This is a genomic window from Brevundimonas sp. Root1423, assembly GCF_001426805.1.
On sequence record NZ_LMFL01000023.1, the window covers coordinates 484,515 to 499,723 of the forward strand.

General features: G+C 69.4%; 17 protein-coding genes, 2 pseudogenes and 1 riboswitch. Of the genes and pseudogenes, 13 read left to right on the forward strand and 6 right to left on the reverse strand.

Going from position 1 to position 15,209, the window contains the following annotated elements:
* Positions 1 to 31: 31 nt before the first annotated feature.
* The 5 genes and pseudogenes from ASD25_RS15685 to ASD25_RS15700 all read left to right on the forward strand — a co-directional run.
* Positions 32 to 856, forward strand: coding sequence for a TIGR02587 family membrane protein (locus ASD25_RS15685; RefSeq protein ID WP_056618620.1), 825 nt, complete (start codon positions 32 to 34; stop codon positions 854 to 856).
* A gap of 4 nt (positions 857 to 860) precedes the next feature.
* On the forward strand, positions 861 to 1,262 hold the full coding sequence (locus ASD25_RS15690; RefSeq protein ID WP_156389338.1) for a hypothetical protein: 402 nt from the start codon (positions 861 to 863) through the stop codon (positions 1,260 to 1,262).
* 40 nt (positions 1,263 to 1,302) lie between these two features.
* Positions 1,303 to 1,411: riboswitch (TPP riboswitch) on the forward strand.
* 131 nt (positions 1,412 to 1,542) lie between these two features.
* Positions 1,543 to 2,848 (forward strand): annotated as a pseudogene (gene thiC, locus ASD25_RS15695) (phosphomethylpyrimidine synthase ThiC); the annotation flags it as partial.
* A gap of 1 nt (position 2,849) precedes the next feature.
* Positions 2,850 to 3,097, forward strand: a 248-nt coding sequence (locus ASD25_RS32035) for a phosphomethylpyrimidine synthase ThiC (protein WP_304439655.1), incomplete at its 3' end; no start/stop codon positions are given.
* 53 nt (positions 3,098 to 3,150) lie between these two features.
* Positions 3,151 to 3,573, forward strand: a pseudogene (locus ASD25_RS15700) (phosphomethylpyrimidine synthase ThiC); the annotation flags it as partial.
* Here the strand turns inward: ASD25_RS15700 and ASD25_RS15705 are convergent.
* Positions 3,570 to 3,884, reverse strand: coding sequence for a hypothetical protein (locus ASD25_RS15705; RefSeq protein ID WP_056618631.1), 315 nt, complete (start codon positions 3,882 to 3,884; stop codon positions 3,570 to 3,572). The pseudogene ASD25_RS15700 and the gene ASD25_RS15705 overlap by 4 nt on opposite strands.
* 158 nt (positions 3,885 to 4,042) lie before the next feature.
* Between ASD25_RS15705 and ASD25_RS15710 the strand changes: the two genes are divergently transcribed.
* A complete protein-coding gene (locus tag ASD25_RS15710; protein WP_056618634.1) occupies positions 4,043 to 4,537 on the forward strand; it encodes a hypothetical protein in 495 nt (164 codons plus the stop codon).
* Between the two features lie 7 nt (positions 4,538 to 4,544).
* Here the strand turns inward: ASD25_RS15710 and ASD25_RS15715 are convergent, their stop codons facing one another.
* From ASD25_RS15715 to ASD25_RS15725, 3 genes are all read right to left on the reverse strand, one after another.
* Entirely contained in the window at positions 4,545 to 4,985 is a 441-nt protein-coding gene (locus ASD25_RS15715; protein ID WP_056618636.1) for a hypothetical protein, read from the reverse strand.
* A 110-nt stretch (positions 4,986 to 5,095) separates the two neighbouring features.
* A complete protein-coding gene (locus ASD25_RS15720; RefSeq protein ID WP_156389339.1) occupies positions 5,096 to 5,578 on the reverse strand; it encodes a hypothetical protein in 483 nt (160 codons plus the stop codon).
* A 93-nt stretch (positions 5,579 to 5,671) separates the two neighbouring features.
* Positions 5,672 to 6,334, reverse strand: a complete 663-nt coding sequence (locus ASD25_RS15725) for a DsbA family oxidoreductase (RefSeq protein ID WP_056618641.1) — start codon at positions 6,332 to 6,334, stop codon at positions 5,672 to 5,674.
* A gap of 143 nt (positions 6,335 to 6,477) precedes the next feature.
* On the opposite strand from ASD25_RS15725, the gene ASD25_RS15730 reads away from it, so the two are divergent.
* The 6 genes from ASD25_RS15730 to ASD25_RS15755 all read left to right on the forward strand — a co-directional run bounded on the left by ASD25_RS15730 (position 6,478) and on the right by ASD25_RS15755 (position 11,269).
* Positions 6,478 to 6,819, forward strand: a complete 342-nt coding sequence (locus tag ASD25_RS15730; protein ID WP_056618644.1) for a hypothetical protein — start codon at positions 6,478 to 6,480, stop codon at positions 6,817 to 6,819.
* A 74-nt stretch (positions 6,820 to 6,893) separates the two neighbouring features.
* Positions 6,894 to 7,490 (forward strand): hypothetical protein, encoded by a 597-nt coding sequence (locus ASD25_RS15735; RefSeq protein WP_056618647.1) that lies wholly within the window; start codon positions 6,894 to 6,896, stop codon positions 7,488 to 7,490.
* A gap of 326 nt (positions 7,491 to 7,816) precedes the next feature.
* Positions 7,817 to 8,407 carry a hypothetical protein gene (locus tag ASD25_RS15740; protein ID WP_056618649.1) on the forward strand — a complete coding sequence of 197 codons (591 nt, stop codon included), beginning with the start codon at positions 7,817 to 7,819 and terminating at the stop codon, positions 8,405 to 8,407.
* On the forward strand, positions 8,404 to 9,237 hold the full coding sequence (locus ASD25_RS15745) for a DUF2461 domain-containing protein (protein ID WP_056618651.1): 834 nt from the start codon (positions 8,404 to 8,406) through the stop codon (positions 9,235 to 9,237). Before ASD25_RS15740 ends, ASD25_RS15745 begins: the two co-directional genes overlap by 4 nt.
* Before the next feature lie 159 nt (positions 9,238 to 9,396).
* Entirely contained in the window at positions 9,397 to 9,798 is a 402-nt protein-coding gene (locus ASD25_RS15750; RefSeq protein WP_235562750.1) for a DUF2141 domain-containing protein, read from the forward strand.
* A 10-nt stretch (positions 9,799 to 9,808) separates the two neighbouring features.
* Positions 9,809 to 11,269, forward strand: coding sequence for a carotenoid oxygenase family protein (locus ASD25_RS15755; RefSeq protein ID WP_056618653.1), 1,461 nt, complete (start codon positions 9,809 to 9,811; stop codon positions 11,267 to 11,269).
* 15 nt (positions 11,270 to 11,284) lie between these two features.
* On the opposite strand, the gene ASD25_RS15760 is transcribed toward ASD25_RS15755, so the two are convergent.
* Together ASD25_RS15760 and ASD25_RS15765 are read right to left on the reverse strand one after the other, a co-directional pair.
* Positions 11,285 to 12,064 (reverse strand): LytTR family DNA-binding domain-containing protein, encoded by a 780-nt coding sequence (locus ASD25_RS15760; RefSeq protein ID WP_056618657.1) that lies wholly within the window; start codon positions 12,062 to 12,064, stop codon positions 11,285 to 11,287.
* Between the two features lie 6 nt (positions 12,065 to 12,070).
* Positions 12,071 to 12,772 (reverse strand): TetR/AcrR family transcriptional regulator, encoded by a 702-nt coding sequence (locus ASD25_RS15765; protein WP_056618660.1) that lies wholly within the window; start codon positions 12,770 to 12,772, stop codon positions 12,071 to 12,073.
* A gap of 175 nt (positions 12,773 to 12,947) precedes the next feature.
* Between ASD25_RS15765 and ASD25_RS15770 the strand changes: the two genes are divergently transcribed.
* On the forward strand, positions 12,948 to 15,164 hold the full coding sequence (locus ASD25_RS15770; protein ID WP_056618662.1) for a TonB-dependent receptor: 2,217 nt from the start codon (positions 12,948 to 12,950) through the stop codon (positions 15,162 to 15,164).
* Positions 15,165 to 15,209: the final 45 nt, after the last annotated feature.

Consider the following 15,209-nt stretch of genomic DNA (forward strand, 5'->3'; position numbering starts at 1 on the left):
GCTTTGCCGCTCCACGGGCGTTGGGGACGCGATGACCGCCAGGCTCGCCATCAACCCGAACCGGGAACGCGCCTACGCCGCCGGCCTCGGCCGGGCCTTCGGCGGAGCCCTGATCTTCGCCTTCCCTCTGCTGATGACGATGGAGATGTGGGCGCTCGGCCTGGCCATTCCGCCCGTCCGGCTGCTCGCCTTCGTCCTGCTGACCCTGCCCCTGCTCTACGGCCTGTCCGACTACGCCGGGTTCAACGCCCAACGCGGCTGGCGCAATGACGTGTTCAACACCCTGACCGCCCTGGCCGTCGGCTTCGCCACCTCGGCCGCCTTCCTCGCCCTGTTCGGCCTGCTGGGCCCGGACGTGAGCGCGGGCGAGGCCATCGGGCGCATCACCATACAGGGCGCACCCGCCGCCATCGGCGCCACCCTCGCCCGCCGCCAGCTCAGCGCGGGCGCAGAAGAGGGCGACGAGGACACTGCCCCCTATTACGGCGAACTGTTCCTGATGGCCGCCGGCGCCCTGGTTCTGGCCTTCAACGTGGCACCGACCGAGGAGGTCATCCTGATCGCCTACCAGATGGCCGGCTGGCAGATCCTGCTGCTGGCCGTGGTCTCGATCCTCCTGCTGCACCTGCTCGTCTTCACCGTCGGCTTCGCGGGTCAGGAGTCCGCCAGCCACCCCGGGACGGCCCTCATCCGGTTCACGATCGTCGGCTACGCCATCGCCATTCTGGTCAGCATGTTCGTCCTGTGGGTCTTTGGACGGCTGGACGGCCAGACGCCGGCGATGATCGTCTCCACCACCGTGGTGCTCGCCTTCCCCGCCGCCCTTGGGGCCGCCGTCGCGCGGCTGCTGGTATAGTCTCATGGCTCGAAAACCCGCCCCCGTCGCCCCGACGTCACGCCCCCTGCTCGAGTGGGCCGTCGCCGGCCTCGGTCTGGCGGTGACCGCCGGAGTGCTGATCGTCCTCGTCCTGGCCGCCCTGACGCCCGCGTCGCCGCCGGAGCTCTCGGCCCGCGCCGCCTCGGTCACGTCCGTTCCGTCCGGCTTCCGGGTCGAGATCGAGGTCGCGAACACCGGTCGCCAGACGGCCGCCTCCGTCGAGGTCGAGGGCGTCCTCACCCCGCCCGCCGGCGCCCCCGAAACCGCGGCCGCCACCCTCGACTACGTCCCCGGCGGCGGCGTCGAGACCCTGCACCTGCTGTTCCGGGAAGATCCGCATCAGGGCCGCCTCGAACTGACCGTGCGCGGCTGGTCGGAACCGTGACCATCGGCGTTGATGCGCGCGCCGGTCGGGCGTAGGGTCGCCCCGTTCTCCGGGGGGTCGCATCCAAGCGGCTGAGATTGAGGTGTTCCTCTGACCCGTCGAACCTGATCCGGGTCATGCCGGCGAAGGGATGAGTAACGCTGGACCCCGCGTGGAGTCCCTCGCCCGACGTCGGCGGACCTCAACACCAGAGGCCGCCATGAACATCTCCGTCACGCCCCCCGCCCTTCCCGAAGAGCCCAACATCGACCTGGCTCTGAAAGACGCCCGCGATCAGGTGATGAAGGAGACCGGGACCATTCCGACCGGCGAACGCGCCGGTTCGCGCAAGGTCTATGTCGCCGGCGAACTCTACCCCGACATCCGCGTCCCCTTCCGCGAAGTGGCGGTGCACCCGAGCGCCAACGAGCCGCCGGTCACCATCTATGACTCCTCGGGCCCCTACACCGACCCGACGGTCACCATCGACATCAAGCGCGGCCTGCCGCTGGTCAAATCCAGCTGGCAGCTCGACCGCGGCGACATCGCCCCCGTGCTGAACCCGCGCGAGGTCAGGCCCGAGGACAACGGCCACGCCTCCGGCCGCCATCTGGCCCCTCGCTTCGACACCTCGCACCACAAGGTCTTCAAGGGCGTCGAGGGCCGTCCGGTCACCCAGTACGAATATGCGAAGGCCGGGATCATCACCCCGGAGATGGAATACGTCGCCATCCGCGAGAACCTGCGCCGCGAACAGTCCGCTCCCTGCATCCGCGACGGCGAGGACTTCGGCGCCGCCATCCCCGACTTCGTCACCCCGGAGTTCGTGCGTCAGGAGATCGCCCGCGGCCGCGCCATCATCCCGCACAACATCAACCACCCCGAGGTCGAGCCGATGATCATCGGCCGCAACTTTCCTCTCCAGCGTCGACGACGAGGTCGACAAACTGGTCTGGGCCACCCGCTGGGGCGCCGACAACGTCATGGACCTGTCGACCGGCCGCAACATCCACAACATCCGCGACTGGATCATCCGCAACTCCAGCGTCCCCATCGGCACCGTGCCGATCTATCAGGCGCTGGAGAAGGTCAACGGCATCGCCGAGGACCTGACCTGGGAGGTCTATCGCGACACCCTGATCGAACAGGCCGAACAGGGCGTCGACTATTTCACCATCCACGCCGGCGTCCGCCTGCCCTTCGTGCCACGCGTCACCGGCATCGTCAGCCGCGGCGGCTCCATCATGGCCAAGTGGTGCCTGTCGCATCACCGCGAGTCCTTCCTCTACGAACATTTCGAGGACGTCTGCGACATCATGCGGGCCTATGACGTGTCGTTCAGCCTCGGCGACGGCCTGCGTCCCGGCTCCATCGCCGACGCCAATGACGAGGCCCAGTTCGCCGAACTGCGCACCCTCGGCGAGCTGACGAAGATCGCCTGGGCCAGGGGCTGTCAGGTCATGATCGAGGGGCCCGGCCACGTGCCGATGCACAAGATCAAGGCCAACATGGATGAGCAGCTGAAGCACTGCCACGAGGCGCCCTTCTATACGCTCGGGCCGCTGACCACCGACATCGCCCCCGGCTACGACCACATCACCAGCGCCNATGGATGAGCAGCTGAAGCACTGCCACGAGGCGCCCTTCTATACGCTCGGGCCGCTGACCACCGACATCGCCCCCGGCTACGACCACATCACCAGCGCCATCGGCGCGGCCATGATCGGCTGGTTCGGCACGGCCATGCTCTGCTACGTCACGCCCAAGGAGCACCTCGGCCTGCCTGACCGTCAGGACGTCAAGGACGGCGTCATCACCTACAAGATCGCCGCCCACGCCGCCGACCTGGCCAAGGGNCCGACCATGGGCGGGCTGATGATCCTGGCGGGGATCGCGGTGGCCATCCTGCACGCCCAAGGAGCACCTCGGCCTGCCTGACCGTCAGGACGTCAAGGACGGCGTCATCACCTACAAGATCGCCGCCCACGCCGCCGACCTGGCCAAGGGGCACCCGGCCGCCCGCATGCACGACGACGCCCTGTCCCGCGCCCGGTTCGAGTTCCGCTGGGAGGACCAGTTCAACCTCGGCCTCGACCCCGAGACGGCCCGCAAATACCACGACGCCACCCTGCCCAAGGAGGCCCACAAGACCGCCCACTTCTGCAGCATGTGCGGCCCGAAATTCTGCTCGATGAAGATCAGCCAGGACATCCGCCGGGATGCGCAGGCGCAGAACGACGCGGGCGGTTCGCTGGTGGATGCGGAGGCCGGCATGGCGGAGATGAGCGCGAAGTTCCGGGCCGGCGGCGGCACCATCGAGGTGAAGGTCTAGGCCCGGCCGGCGACGTCCGGACCAGGGTCGATCGAGTCCCCGGCCGGCGTGAGCGCCAGAGGCGGGAGACCCGCCGCGTCGGGTTCAACCGTCCCGGAGTCGAGGGCGTGCACCGCCTCGTCCGCAGCCTGAGCCGGCGCCCTGCTGTCTGCGGCGGCCGTCAGCGCCGCGGCGACGTCCAGATCGTGCTGGACGGCGTCCAGCGTCGGCGGCGGGGCGCTCGCGGCCGGATCCTGCCGCGCGACAAAGGCTCCGGCGGCGCCGATGACGATGTACACGGCCGCGGCGACGGCCAGGATCAGACGCAGCATGGCCGCCTCCCGGTTGCGAGCCGGGCTCTCTAGGGCCTGAACACGGACGGCGGCGCGCGCTGCGACGAAACTTCGATCAGGCCCGCGCAGGAGAGCGCTCGTCGCATCTTCGTCGCCCCGCCCGTGCGAAGCCGCGCGGCGGCCGTCAGAATGGCCGCATGACCTTTTCAGCCCTGATCGCCGCCGCCTTCCTCGCCGTTTCGCCGCCACAGACCGGTGTCCTCGGCTCTGACGGCATCACGCTGGTCGGCGCGCCCGGCGCCCTGAAATTCGGCGCGACCGAGGCCGAGGCCCTCGCCTACGCCGGCGCCGTCTTCCCCGGCGCGCCGACGCGGGCGCAGGAAAGCAATTGCCGCAACGGCGTCTTCAGCCACGCCGACTGGCCGCAAGGGATCCGGCTCACATTCCAGGACGGCCAGTTCGTCGGCTGGAGCGCCGACCGCGTCCTGCAGGGCGACTATTCCACCGCCGCCGGCCTGAACTTCCGCGACAGCGTCAGCGCCCTGCGTCAGGGCCGCGGCGGCTTCATGCTGTCCGACGCCGTGCAGGGCCGCGAGTTCGCCTACGCGGGCGTCTGGGGCCGCGTCCTCCAGCCGGGCGGCCAGGCCACCATCGACCGCATGTGGTCGGGCAAGGTCTGCGCCCGCCGCTGAGCCGGCCTTAGTCGGCCGCTTCCACCACCACGTCCCAGTGTTCCTCGACCAGCGAGAACCGCCGCGCCTCCTCGGCGGTGTGCCCGGCCACATCCGTATACAGCCGGTCCATCTCGGCCGCCGCCGCCGCGCCATAGGCCGGACCCAGCGCCGCCTCGGCGTCGCGATAGGTGACGGTCACCCTCAGGTCCCAGCGCTGGTCGCCGGCCATGTGGGTGAAGGGCTGTTCGATCTCGATCCCGGTGATGAACCCCCGCGCCTTCATGGCCTCCAGCACCGGCGCATGGTTGCGCCGGTACAGCGCCATGAACTCGCCCATGCCGCCCCAGCGGATGCGATAGTAGGACTCCACCGTCACCGGCTCGGCGGCGGCGACGGGAGCCGGCGTCTGCGCCCCCGCCGTCAGGGGCCAGGCCATCAGGCCCGCGACGATCATCCGCTTGAGCATCCGTCCTCTCCCGTATGGGCGGGACAGTGTTCTCTCAAAGCCCGATGGCTACAAGACCGCCATCACATTCAGGGTTCGACGTGCGGGTTCGCCTGCCGGAATCTGGTCCATCAGCCGCAGCTTTCTCCGGCGATCGCTGCGATCAACTGGTCCCGCAGCGCCCGCTGCTGGTCGATGGCCGCGCTCACGTTCGCGCCCGGGGCGGCGCTGTCCTGAATGCTTTTCACGGACAGTTCGTGCTGGGCCAGGATCTGCCGGATCATCGTCGCCTGCTGATCCGGCAATTTGGCGAGGCAGGTCGACCAGTCCTCATATTCCTCGCGGTTGACCTCGGCCTGTTCGGCATCGACCTGGCGCGGCTGGTCCCGACCTTCGCGGACAGCGCGGCGATACGCCTCCAGACGGCTGCTCTCCCGACGCGCCTCGTCCGCCTCCTCGGCCTCCATCCGGTCCAGATCGGACTGCACCGCCTCCAGCCGATCGGCCTCGGACTGCGTCATCGTCTGACCCGCCTGAAGCTCCTGCGCCGCGCCGGTCCCGGCCCAAAACAGGGCGCCGGCCAGGGCGACAGGGAGGAATGCGCGCAAGATCATGATCGGCTCCGGACGGTCGTTCGCCGACACACACCTAACGGCCCGTCCGCCCACAGGGGTTTTTCGCGACGAACCTTCGACCGGGCCGAGGCCTCAGCCCCCGGCCGCGATCTTCCGCAGCGCCTCCTCGAACACGGCCGCCGGCTGTCCGCCCGAGATCAGATACTTCCCCTCCACCACCACCGCCGGGACCGCATTGATCCCCCGCGCGCGCCACAGCTCCTCGGCCGCCCGCACCTCGGCGGCATGGAGGTCGTCGGCCAGCACCTCGACCGCCTTGTCCCGGTCCAGCCCCGCGGCGGCCGCCGCGTCGGCCAGCACCCCGGCGTCCGTCAGCCGTTTCCCGTCGGTGAAATGGGTCGCGAACAGCGCCGCCTTCAACGCCCTCTGTTCCGCCGCCCCCACCGTCCCCGCCCAGTGCAGCAGCCGGTGGGCGTCGAAGGTGTTCCAGATGCGGCTGTCCGGCCCCATCCGCATTTCAAAGCCCGGCATGGCCTCGGCGGCGCGCTCCGTGATCATCGCCCGGTTGGCCGCCGACTGTTCGGGGGTCGAGCCGTATTTGCGGCCGATGTGCTCGACGATGTTCTCGCCCTCGGGCGGCATCTGCGGGTTCAGTTCGAACGGCTGGAAATGAATGTCCGCCCCGATCCCCTCGGCCTTGAGCGCATCAAGGGCTGTTTGAAGCCCGCCCAGCCCCACCACGCACCAGGGGCAGACGACGTCGGAGACGAAGTCGATGTGGAGGGTCTTTGTCATGGGGCGTCTCATGGCTTGAGGTGCGTCGGATATGGGTCGATAGGCGCGCCGCGCTACCCCTCCGCCCCACGCGCGACTGACGTGCGCCTTGCTCGAATACCACCGATCGCCTACGCCTTCAGGACCATCCTGGGGAGGATCCAATGTTCAAACGTATTCTGGCGATCGCCACGCTCGCCCTGACGCTCGCGGCCTGTGTGCCGGCGGGCGGCATTCCCGGCGCCGAATTCCTCGGCACCTTCGGCCAGCCGACGGGCAACCACCCGTCGCAGGTCGAGGCCGTCATCACCCGGGTCGAGGCCGGGGCCGGCGCGGCCCAGGCCGGCGGCTGCAGCGCCGCCCCGACCGGCGTTTGCGGCGGCTGCACCGCCGTCTGCCCTGTCGGAGCTCCGGCCCGCTGCACGACCGGCGTGACCCGCTACGCCGCGCCGGGGTCCGGCGGCGCCTCGACCTGCAGCCGGGAAGCCGTCTGCGCCTGCGGCTAGGCCGTCCGGCCCACTCGTCTTGCCGTCCCGAGGCCTCGGCCTTTCCCGTTCGCCAACCCGCAATACGGTGCCTGATGAAACAGCTTGTTCCCGCCGCCTCCGCCCTCGCCCTGATCCTCGCGGCCTGTTCGCCCGAGGCTCCGCCCCCCGCCGACGCCCCGGCCGCCGCAGCGCCCGCGCCCGGAGCTCCGGCCCCGGCCGGGATCAGCACGGCTCTGCTTGAGGCCGACGGCGTCACCCTGGCCAATCCCGCGGGCGGCGCGGACCGCAAGCTGACCTTTGGCGAAGCGCAGACCGAGGCGGACGCCGTCGCCTTCGTCGCCGGCCTGAACGGCGGCCAGCCGCTCCGGCGCGGCTCCAATGAGGAATGCGGCGCGGGGCCGCTGACCTTCGCCTACCTCGGCGACTGGTTCGAACTGGCCTTCTCGGACGGCCAGCTGGCGGGCTGGACCGCCAGCGAGGGCGCCCCGCGCGGCTTCGCCACCGCCTCCGGCGTCCACGTCGGCTCCACCCTGGCCGAACTCCGCGCCGCCCATCCCGACGTCACGGTCACCACCGACACCCTGGGCCCCGAGTTCGCCGCCGGCGAGATCTTCGGCTTCCTGTCCGGAACCACCGACGCCGCCACGGTCACCTCGATGTGGGCCGGGGTGAACTGCGTGTTCCGCTAGGGGGAGCAGACGGTCGAACCGCTTCCTCTTTCGTCATCCTCCGGCAAGCCGCGAAGCGGCGCAGGCCGGGGGACCCAGCGGCGCGCGCGAGCGCGAATCTGTCGCGGACACCCTGCCTGAACAGATCGCCTTCGGCGCCGCTGGTCCCCCGGTCTCGCTGCGCTCGCCGGAGGATGACGAAAGGAAGGGCGGCCGAACTTTTTCCTGCACCCCCGAAAAACCGCCGCGACCCGGTGATTCCAGCCCGTCACCCGCCGCTACGCCCCTCCAACCTCGCACGCCCCGAGCCGGCCGTATGATTCCCCGTCACAAGACGGAGAACCACCATGCCCGATGGCTCACATCCCGCCCCCGCCGACGCCCTTCCGGCGCCGTTCGAATTCCCGCCCGTGCTCCAGAACTGGCGCGGGGACGGCTCAGGCCGCCGCCTCGTTCCCGACGAGGTCTGGGCCGCCGTGCGCGAGGACTATCTGGCCGGCCTGTCGGCGTCCGAGGTCTGCGAACGCCATGACGTCCGGCTCAGCACCCTGCGCCGACGCGCCGCGCAGGAGGGCTGGCGGCGCCGCGACCAGCCGTGGGTGCCACGCAACCGGCTGGACCCTGACGATGAAGGCGTCGAACTGGAGGCCCGCGTCGGCGGCGATCTGGACAAGGTCGAACTGTGCGAACTGTCATACGTCGCCGCCCGCCGGATGATGCGCGCGGTGCTGCGCGGCGACGCCGCCGGGGCGCTGCGCTGGCGGCGTGTGCGCGACGCCATGGATGCCGAGGAGGCCGAGATGGATCGGCTGTCGGAACAGCAGGACGCAATCTGGGCCAGCCGGCGCGGACATGCGTCCGACCCGGCCGATGAGACTCATGAGACTCATGAGACTGTTTTTTCTCCGCCCGCCGACCCGGCTATAGGGGCGCCATGACCTTCCCCGGCTTCGCCCCCGTCGACCTGGCCTTCCTGTCCAGCCTCGCCGCACACAACGACCGCGACTGGTTCATCGCCAACCGCGCCGTCTATGACGAGACGCTGAAACCCGCGCTGGGCGCCCTGATCGCCGACGCCTCGACCGCCTGCGCCGCGCGCGGCCTGGCGCTGGGCGGGGACCCGAACAGGAGCCAGTTCCGCATCCACCGCGACGTCCGATTCTCGAAGAACAAGGCGCCGTACAAGACCCACCTCTCGGCCGTCCTGACCCGCGACGGACTGAAGATGTCGCCCGGCATGGCCTATATCCATATCGAGCCCGAGGGCGGATCGCGCGTCACCGCCGACAGCTTCGACTATGACTCCATCGACCCGCTGGATCCCTCGACCCATCCGGGCGCGCGGCTGTCAGAGCCCGAGGCGGTCGACCCGGGGGCGGGTTCGGCCGGCATTCCTGACGTCGAGGACGCCCACGGCCGCGGCCCCTATGTCTCGGCCGGCTTCTTCCTCTACGACCGCAAGAACAGCGAGCGCGTCCGCCGCGCCATCGTCGCCGACCCCGCCGCATGGCTGGCCATCGAGAAACACCTGACGAAGAAGGGCCTGCGCCTCGCCCCCGGGCTCGCCGTCAAGCGCATGCCCAAGGGCTATGAGGACCACGCCGGCGGCCCGCTGGAAGCCGCCCTGAAACGCACCCAGTGGTACGCCCGCCGCCCCCTCACCGGCGCGGAGATTTCGAGTCCGGACCTGCCTGAAACCCTCGCCGGCTTCATCGCCGACATGACCCCCCTGCTGCATTTCGGATGGGGGGCGCTCGACAAGGTCTGAGCTGCGTGGGCGCCCGCGCTTCGTGAACGAACACCCGCCGCCGTTCGCGAACGGACAGCGCCGGATCCCGCAATCCGCATGGCGAGGCCGCCGGCCCCGCCTGACGGTCGGTCCATCGAAACGGCCCGGTCGTCGGGCCCCGTTTGAAAGGACCTCGCCGTGATCGCCCTCGCCGCCGCCCTCATGCTCCTGACCCAGACCGCCCCCGCGAACGCCAGCGTGGTCGTCACCTTCGAAACCGGCGCCACGACCGGCTCGGTCATGGTCGCCCTCTACAACTCGGAGGCCGCATACGGAGGCGGCGCCCCCGTCGCCGCCATGGCCGTCCCGGCTGACGGCCCCGTGGTGGCCCGCTTCGAAAACCTCCCCGCCGGCGACTACGCCGTGAAGGCCTTCCACGACGTCGACGGCAACGGGGAAATGAACACCAACCCCTTCGGCATCCCCATCGAGCCCTATGCCTTCTCCAACAACGCCGTCGGCAACATGGGCCCCGCCCGCTGGGCCGCCGCCCGCTTCCCCGTCTCGGGCGACACGGCCCAGACCATCACGATCCGCTAGGGGCCGCCTGATGATCGCCTCCCGCCGTTCCTTCCTGATGGGCGCCGCCGCGCTCTCCGCCGCCGTGGTCACGACCGAAACCGTCCGCGCCATGGCCGCCATGCAGGCCTCCGCCGACTGGGCCCTGGCCACCGCCGACGTCGAGGCCGACATCGCGCCCCGCGCCATGCGCCTCGTCCACGGCCGCGCCCCGGCGGGCCTGACGGGGACCCTGTTCCGCAACGGCCCGGCCAAATTCCGTCGCCCGGGCGGCTCGGCCACCCACTGGTTCGACGGCGACGGCATGATGCGCGCGTTCCGGATCAACGAGGGCCAGGTCACCCTCGACGCCCGCTTCGCCGACACGCCCAAGCGCCGCTGGGAAAGCGAGATCGGCGCCGTCGTCACCCCGGGCTTCGGCACCTCCGGCGACGCCCGCGCCCGCGTCGGCTCCAATGACGACGCCAACGCCGCCAACACCTCCGTCATGGTGGCCGGCGACGAGATCTGGGCCCTTTGGGAAGGCGGCTCGCCGCTGGCCATGTCGGCTGCGGACCTGTCGACGAAGCGGTTCGTCACCCTGCGCGACGACCTCAAGGGCATGCCCTTCCAGGCCCACCCCCGCTATGACCCTGACGGCACGATCTGGAACATCGGCCTGAACGGCGACAAGGCGGTCGTCTGGCGCCTCAACGCCGACCGCAGCCTGCACACGGCACAGGTCATCGACCTGCCCCGCGCCAGCTTCATGCACGACTTCACCGCCACGGCCCGCCACCTGATCCTGGTGCTCCAGCCCTGGGTCTTCGACCACCGCGGCATGCCCTACGCCAGTCAGTTCGCCTGGAAGCCCGAGCTGGGGACGCAGATCATGGTGGTCGACAAGGCCGACCTGTCGCGCCGCCGCCTCTTCGACCTGCCCGCCTTCAGCTATTTCCACGTCGGCGACGCCTGGGAGGATGTGTCAGGCACGATCCGCTTCGACGTCGCCGCCGGCAAGGACGTGGCCTTCGCGATCGATGGAGCGAAGGTTCTGGTCGAGCAGCGCGGGGTCGTCGCAGGAGAGCCCGCGGTCCTGAAACTGGTCACTCTCCACGCCGACGGCCGCGCCGAACTGACCTCCAGCGGCGTCATCGCGGAATTCCCCCGCAGCGACCCGCGCCGCGCCGGCCTGCGCCGCCGCCTGACCGTCCACACCGCCGGCGAGCGCGCCGACCAGCCCCTGCCTTCCGGTATCGCGACCTGGGACTGGGACAGCGGCCGATCCGACGCCTTCACCTTCGGCGCGACGCAGATCGTGGAGGAGGCCGTGTTCGTGCCTCGTGGCGCGGACGAGAGCGACGCCTGGCTGATCGCCCCCTCGATCAACCTGCGCCAGGGCGTCACCGAGTTGCATGCCTTCAACGCGGCACGGGTGGCCGACGGCCCCGTCGCCACCTGGCGCGCCGACGTGGCCCTGCCTGCGGGCTTCCATGGCGTCTGGGCGGGCTAGGAAGTGACGGCGGGTTCAGTACCAGCCGGCTTCGCGAAGGGCCTTGGCGTACCGCCGGCTTACCGGCGCCTCCAGCCCGCCGTCCAGCGTCAGGGTCGCCCGGCCGTCGCCCCGGCTCACCCCGCGCACGGCATCCTTCGCCACCCACCAGCTGCGGTGCGTCTGGGCGCCCTCCAGCCCTTCCAGCTCGGTCAGGGCGTCGGACAGTCGCATCAGGATCAGGTCCGAGCCCCGGTCGGTGTGAATGCGCAGATAGTGGTCTTCGGACTGGACGGCCCGAATGACCGCCCCCCTGAGCTTGAGGGGCAACCGGTCGAGGAAGCGCGCGGGCCGGGCGCCCGCCGCCGCCGCATGGGTCTGCACCGGCGTCCGGCCCAGAAAGACGTTCAGGGCGCTCAGGGCGCCCGTGACCACCAGCACGGGTCCAAGGAAGTCCGGCAGCCGCGCCAGAACCACCGATCGGTCGTCGTCAAAGAACCAGCCGGTGATGGCCCAGACCATGACCGCCAGCGGGCCGGAGATCACCAGGGTCAGCGTGGCGACCGTCAGCCAGGGCCGCCTGTCCATATCGACATGCCGCTCGACCAGCCGCGAGCACAGATGGCCCCAGAAGGCGCCCAACAGCATCATCGGCAACCAGTACCCCAGCCGGAACAGAAGCGATGTTCCGCCCATGCCGAAGGCCTCGGTCAGGGCCAGCAGCACCCCCGCGGCCAGCGCCACGCCGAGCCCGCGCAGCAGCCCGCGATCGATGGAGAACCGCACCACATCCTGCGGGGTCTCGCTTGCGCTCATGCCGGATCAGGCCTTCGCAGGCAGACACACCGCCCGGAACCCGGCCGCCGCGAACCGCACCATATAGTCGCAGGCGCTCTCCAGATCGCCCGAGCGGCACAGCCCGCCCGACAACCGGTCCAGCCGCCCCGTCTCGCCCAGCGTCAGGGTCAGCGCCCCCGACAGGTTGTGATAGGCCCAGTACAGGTCCACCTCCCGCGCCTCGGGCATGATCACCTTGACCAGTTCGATCAGCCGGCGGATCGCCGGGTCGAAATAGCGGGCCATGGTCTCGCCGCCGAAGGTCGGGTTGGCGTTGGTCTGGGCCACGAGGGCGGAATAGTGTTTCCAGCCCGGTCCGCCCTTCAGCGACCACTGGAACGGCGGCCGCAGGAAAGCCTCCAGCAACCCCTCCAGCGTCATCCCGCCGTCGCCGGCGTCGCGCGCATAGCGGTTGATGGCGTCGACCCGCTCGTTGTTCCAGACCTCGGCCCGCCTGAGGAACACGGCGTCGAACAGCCCCCGCTTGGCTCCGAAATAATAGTGGACCAGCGCCGTATCCACGCCGGCCTCCCGCGCCACCTCGCGAATCGTCACGCCGTAGAAGCCGTGCTTCGAGAACAGGTCCTCGGAGGCGTCCAGGATCAGGTCGCGGGTGTCGGCGGAACCGGCCGCCTTGGCCTTGGGTGGGCGGCCGCGTTTGGCCGCCGGCGCGTCAAGCTTGGTCATGCGCTGAAGCTAGGCCTCATTCGCCCGCCTGTGCAACGGCGCCACAGGTCGGCGCGCGGCTGACGCGACGGAAGCTGCGCCGTTTGACAGGCGGCTGAAAACGATTACGTTCCGCGAAAATCATTGAACGCTGAATAAAAGCGTCTCGGCTGGAAATCACAGGATTGGGGTACCCATGAACCGCTACATCAAGACGGCCTTGCTGGCTGGCGCCGCCTGGAGCGCGCTTTCGTCCTTCGCCATGGCGCAGGACGCCGCGCCTCAAGACGGAGCCACGACGGTCGATGACGTCGTCGTCACCGCCCGCCGTCGCGCCGAAGTCCTGCAGGACGTGCCGATCGCGGTGACCGCCATCGGCGCCGAGGCGCTGGAAAACCGCGGCACGGCGGACATCACAGAACTGGCGCGCACGACGCCCAGCCTGACGCTGAACTCGGCCCGCGGCTCGAACTCGACCCTGATTTCCTTCATCCGCGGCGTCGGCCAGCAGGACCCGCTGTGGGGCTTCGACCCGGGCGTGGGTCTGTACATCGACGACGTCTATGTCGCCCGTCCGCAGGCCGCCGTTCTCGACATCTTCGACGTCGAGCGCATTGAAGTGCTGCGCGGCCCGCAAGGCACCCTGTACGGCCGCAACACCATCGGCGGCGCCATCAAATACGTGACGCGCCGGATCGGCGACGAGTCCCTGATCTCCATGAAAGGCGCCTACGGCAGCTACGACCAGTTCGATGCGATCGGCACCGTCTCGGGCCCGGTCAGCGACACCGTCGGCTTCTCGGCCGGCGTCGCCCGCTACCTGCGCGACGGCTACGGCACGAACCGCAACACCGGGACTGAGCATTACAACAAGGACGTCACTGCGGCCCGCGCCAGTGTGGAATGGACTCCGGACGACAGCCTGTTCTTCCGCCTCGCCGGCGACTACGTGAAGGACAGCTCGAACGCCCGTCACGGTCACCGCGAGTTCGCGCCGATCCCGGCCAACGAATACGACACCTTCGCCGGCGCCGGCGACAAGAACGAGGTCGAGACGCGCGGCATTTCGCTGACCGGCGAGTGGCAGGCCAACGACTGGCTGACGCTCAAGTCAGTCACCGCCTATCGTGACGGCTCGACGCGCGGCAACATCGACTTCGACAACCTGCCCGGTCCGATCCTGGACATCCCGGCCCAGTACGACGACGATCAGCTCAGCCAGGAGTTCCAGGCGCTGATGGAAGGCGACCGCTGGTCGGGCGTGGCAGGCGTGTTCTTCCTCGACGCCACCGCTTCCGGCGCCTTCGACACTGTGGTGGGAGCCTTCAACCTGACGACCCTTACCTCGGGCAGCGTCGACACCAAGAGCTGGTCAGCCTTCGGCGACTTCTCCTACGACGTCACCGACCAGTTGTCGGTCTCGGTCGGCGGGCGCTTCACCCATGACGAAAAGACGGGCACCGTTTACCGTCAGCAGTACCTCGGCATCCGCAGCCCCTACTTCGGCAACTCATCCGCGATCCCCCTGCTCCCGGTCCGCACCAACTACACGGATACCAAGGAGTTCGAGGAATTCACGCCGCGCGTCAGCGTCACCTATGAGATCACGCCGGATCTGACGACCTATGCCTCCTGGGGCCGCGGCTTCAAGTCGGGCGGTTTCGATATGCGCGGCGACGCGATCGCCTATCCCGCCACGGTCGACGGCTACGATCCGGAAACGGTCGAAACCATCGAACTGGGCATGAAAGGCCGCCTGTTCAACAACTTCACCTTCGCTACCGCTGTCTTCGACTCGGCCTATGAAGATCAGCAGATCACCACGCAGTATCCGTCGGGCGCGACGATTACCTCGGTGGTCGACAATGTTGGTTCATCGTCCATCCGCGGCTGGGAGTTCGAGGGCCAGTTCCGCGTCACAGACAACCTCGTCCTGAACGGGATGCTGAGCTACATCGACGCCCAGTTCGACGAGTTCCTCGCCTACGTTCCGACCCTTTCGGGCAATACGACCTGCCCGACCCTGCCGGGCTGTTTCATCGATGTGGCCGACCAGCGCGACTTCCAGAACACGCCGGAATGGACGGGCGCCATCAGCGGGACGTACACCCACAACTTCTCGGACGGTTCCTATCTGAACTTCACGCCGTCCGCGGCCTATCGCGGCGCGTACCAGCAGTTCGAGATCGCCGCCCCGCTGCTGGATCAGGAATCCTACTGGATGTACGACGCCAGCGCGGTCTGGACCTCGGCCAGCGACCGCTGGACGGTGGCCCTGAACGGCAAGAACCTCAGCGACGAGCGCTACAAGACGGGCGGCTACAACTTCCCGGGCGTCCCGACCGGCAACTCGATCATCGCCTTCTACGGGGCGCCGCGGACCTATACCTTCTCCGTCGGCGTGAAGTTCTGATCGGCACGACTCCTGAAGCCTGATCGCATCTGATCACGGGCGGCG

Coding starts and splice junctions, on each gene's coding strand:
- ASD25_RS15685 (WP_056618620.1), top strand. CDS start 32: ATGACCGCCAGGCTCGCCATCAACCCGAACCGGGAACGCGCCTACGCC.
- ASD25_RS15690 (WP_156389338.1), top strand. CDS start 861: ATGGCTCGAAAACCCGCCCCCGTCGCCCCGACGTCACGCCCCCTGCTC.
- ASD25_RS15705 (WP_056618631.1), bottom strand. CDS start 3,884: ATGCTGCGTCTGATCCTGGCCGTCGCCGCGGCCGTGTACATCGTCATC.
- ASD25_RS15710 (WP_056618634.1), top strand. CDS start 4,043: ATGACCTTTTCAGCCCTGATCGCCGCCGCCTTCCTCGCCGTTTCGCCG.
- ASD25_RS15715 (WP_056618636.1), bottom strand. CDS start 4,985: ATGCTCAAGCGGATGATCGTCGCGGGCCTGATGGCCTGGCCCCTGACG.
- ASD25_RS15720 (WP_156389339.1), bottom strand. CDS start 5,578: ATGATCTTGCGCGCATTCCTCCCTGTCGCCCTGGCCGGCGCCCTGTTT.
- ASD25_RS15725 (WP_056618641.1), bottom strand. CDS start 6,334: ATGACAAAGACCCTCCACATCGACTTCGTCTCCGACGTCGTCTGCCCC.
- ASD25_RS15730 (WP_056618644.1), top strand. CDS start 6,478: ATGTTCAAACGTATTCTGGCGATCGCCACGCTCGCCCTGACGCTCGCG.
- ASD25_RS15735 (WP_056618647.1), top strand. CDS start 6,894: ATGAAACAGCTTGTTCCCGCCGCCTCCGCCCTCGCCCTGATCCTCGCG.
- ASD25_RS15740 (WP_056618649.1), top strand. CDS start 7,817: ATGCCCGATGGCTCACATCCCGCCCCCGCCGACGCCCTTCCGGCGCCG.
- ASD25_RS15745 (WP_056618651.1), top strand. CDS start 8,404: ATGACCTTCCCCGGCTTCGCCCCCGTCGACCTGGCCTTCCTGTCCAGC.
- ASD25_RS15755 (WP_056618653.1), top strand. CDS start 9,809: ATGATCGCCTCCCGCCGTTCCTTCCTGATGGGCGCCGCCGCGCTCTCC.
- ASD25_RS15760 (WP_056618657.1), bottom strand. CDS start 12,064: ATGAGCGCAAGCGAGACCCCGCAGGATGTGGTGCGGTTCTCCATCGAT.
- ASD25_RS15765 (WP_056618660.1), bottom strand. CDS start 12,772: ATGACCAAGCTTGACGCGCCGGCGGCCAAACGCGGCCGCCCACCCAAG.
- ASD25_RS15770 (WP_056618662.1), top strand. CDS start 12,948: ATGAACCGCTACATCAAGACGGCCTTGCTGGCTGGCGCCGCCTGGAGC.